The sequence below is a fragment of the Exiguobacterium sp. s149 genome, from assembly GCF_018618395.1.
Taxonomy (GTDB): Bacteria; Bacillota; Bacilli; order Exiguobacteriales; family Exiguobacteriaceae; genus Exiguobacterium; species Exiguobacterium chiriqhucha.
This window is the reverse complement of sequence record NZ_JACSLZ010000021.1, coordinates 1-3006: the sequence shown is the minus strand read 5'-3', so window position 1 is coordinate 3006 and position 3006 is coordinate 1. Positions and strand designations below refer to the sequence as shown.

The 3006-nt window shown below is 54.7% G+C and carries 1 rRNA gene; it reads left to right on the top strand.

The window, feature by feature from the left end:
- Positions 1-86 precede the first annotated feature (86 nt).
- Positions 87-3000, top strand: a 23S ribosomal RNA gene (locus KNP81_RS15055).
- Positions 3001-3006 lie beyond the last annotated feature (6 nt).

Genomic DNA, 3006 nt, shown 5'->3' with positions numbered 1-3006 from the left:
TTGTTCCTTGAAAACTGAAGATTCATCAAGACATCAAACCAATTATTTCACATATGGTCCGTGAGGACCGTGTGTCTTAGACGCTAGATCAAGGTAGAAAGGGCGTACGGTGGATGCCTTGGCACTAGGAGCCGATGAAGGACGCGACGAACAGCGAAATGCCCTGGGGAGTGGTAAGTACACATTGATCCAGGGGTATCCGAATGGGGGAACCCACCGCCGGGAGACTGGCGGGACACCCGTGTGAATACATAGCACGGCGTGAGGCAAACCCGGGGAACTGAAACATCTAAGTACCCGGAGGAAGAGAAAGAAAATTCGATTCCCTGAGTAGCGGCGAGCGAAACGGGAACAGCCCAAACCAGGAAGCATGCTTCCTGGGGTTGTAGGACACTCTATACGGAGTTACAAAGGGATAGGATAGGTGAACGACCTGGAAAGGTCGGCCAGAGAAGGTGACGGCCCTGTAGCCGAAATCCCATCCCCTCCAGAGTGGATCCTGAGTACGGCGGGACACGTGAAACCCCGTCGGAATCCGGGAGGACCATCTCCCAAGGCTAAATACTTCCTAGTGACCGATAGTGAACCAGTACCGTGAGGGAAAGGTGAAAAGCACCCCGGAAGGGGAGTGAAACAGATCCTGAAACCGTATGCCTACAAGTAGTCAGAGCCCGTTAACGGGTGATGGCGTGCCTTTTGTAGAATGAACCGGCGAGTTACGATGGCGGGCGAGGTTAAGCCGATGAGGCGGAGCCGCAGCGAAAGCGAGTCTGAATAGGGCGCATCAGTCCGTCGTCGTAGACCCGAAACCAGGTGATCTACCCATGTCCAGGATGAAGGTCAGGTAACACTGACTGGAGGTCCGAACCCACGCACGTTGAAAAGTGCGGGGATGAGGTGTGGGTAGCGGTGAAATGCCAATCGAACCTGGAGATAGCTGGTTCTCCCCGAAATAGCTTTAGGGCTAGCCTCGAGGTGTAGAGTTCCGGAGGTAGAGCACTGATTGGACTAGGGGCCCCCACAGGGTTACCGAATTCAGTCAAACTCCGAATGCCGGCAACTTGTACTCGGGAGTCAGACTGCGAGTGATAAGATCCGTAGTCGAAAGGGAAACAGCCCAGACCATCAGCTAAGGTCCCCAAGTGTATGTTAAGTGGAAAAGGATGTGGCGTTGCACAGACAACTAGGATGTTGGCTTAGAAGCAGCCACCATTCAAAGAGTGCGTAATAGCTCACTAGTCGAGTGACGCCGCGCCGAAAATGTAACGGGGCTAAACATACCACCGAAGCTATGGATCCCGTAAGGGATGGTAGGGGAGCGTTCCAAGCAGCAGTGAAGCGGTATCGTGAGGAGCCGTGGAGCGCTTGGAAGTGAGAATGCCGGTGTGAGTAGCGAAAAGAGGGGTGAGAATCCCCTCCGTCGAAAGCCCAAGGTTTCCTGAGGAAGGCTCGTCCGCTCAGGGTTAGTCTGGACCTAAGCCGAGGCCGAAAGGCGTAGGCGATGGACAACAGGTTGATATTCCTGTACCGCCGTACCACCGTTTGAACGATGGGGGGACGCAGAAGGATAAGGTAACCGTGCGACTGGAAGTGCACGGACAAGCAGCGAGGCCGTCGGGTTGGCAAATCCGCCCGGCACACAAGGTTGAGCTGTGACGTGGAGCCCGTAGGGCGAAGTACCGGATTTCACGCTGCCAAGAAAAGCCTCTAGTAAGGAGGTCGGCGCCAGTACCGTAAACCGACACAGGTAGGCGAGATGAGAATTCTAAGACGCGCGGGATAACTCTCGTTAAGGAACTCGGCAAAATGGTCCCGTAACTTCGGGAGAAGGGACGCTTATGGCAACATAAGCCGCAGTGAATAGGCCCAAACGACTGTTTAGCAAAAACACAGGTCTCTGCTAAATCGCAAGATGAAGTATAGGGGCTGACGCCTGCCCGGTGCTGGAAGGTTAAGGGGATGTGTCATCGCAAGAGAAGCACTGAACCGAAGCCCCAGTAAACGGCGGCCGTAACTATAACGGTCCTAAGGTAGCGAAATTCCTTGTCGGGTAAGTTCCGACCCGCACGAAAGGCGTAACGATTTGGGCACTGTCTCAACGAGAGACCCGGTGAAATCATAGTACCTGTGAAGATGCAGGTTACCCGCGACAGGACGGAAAGACCCCATGGAGCTTTACTACAGCCTGATATTGAGGCTTTGTACGCGATGTACAGGATAGGTGGGAGTTTGTGAAGCCGGAGCGCCAGCTTCGGTGGAGACACCCTTGGGATACCACCCTTTGCGTATAGAGTCTCTAACTCGCAGCCGTGATCCGGCTGGAGGACCGTGTCAGGTGGGTAGTTTGACTGGGGCGGTCGCCTCCTAAACAGTAACGGAGGCGCCCAAAGGTTCCCTCAGAATGGTTGGAAATCATTCGAAGAGTGCAAAGGCAGAAGGGAGCTTGACTGCGAGACCTACAAGTCGAGCAGGGACGAAAGTCGGGCTTAGTGATCCGGTGGTTCCGCATGGAAGGGCCATCGCTCAACGGATAAAAGCTACCCTGGGGATAACAGGCTGATCTCCCCCAAGAGTCCACATCGACGGGGAGGTTTGGCACCTCGATGTCGGCTCATCGCATCCTGGGGCTGGAGTAGGTCCCAAGGGTTGGGCTGTTCGCCCATTAAAGCGGTACGCGAGCTGGGTTCAGAACGTCGTGAGACAGTTCGGTCCCTATCCGTCGTGGGCGCAGGAAATTTGAGGAGAGCTGTCCTTAGTACGAGAGGACCGGGATGGACGCACCGCTGGTGTACCAGTTGTTCCGCCAGGAGCATCGCTGGGTAGCTACGTGCGGACGGGATAAGTGCTGAAAGCATCTAAGCATGAAGCCCCCTCCGAGATGAGATTTCCCTTTGAGCAATCAAGAAAGACCCCTCAGAGACGATGAGGTAGATAGGTCATGGGTGGAAGCACGGCGACGTGTGGAGCTGAATGATACTAATCGGTCGAGGCTTTGATCTAGTCTAA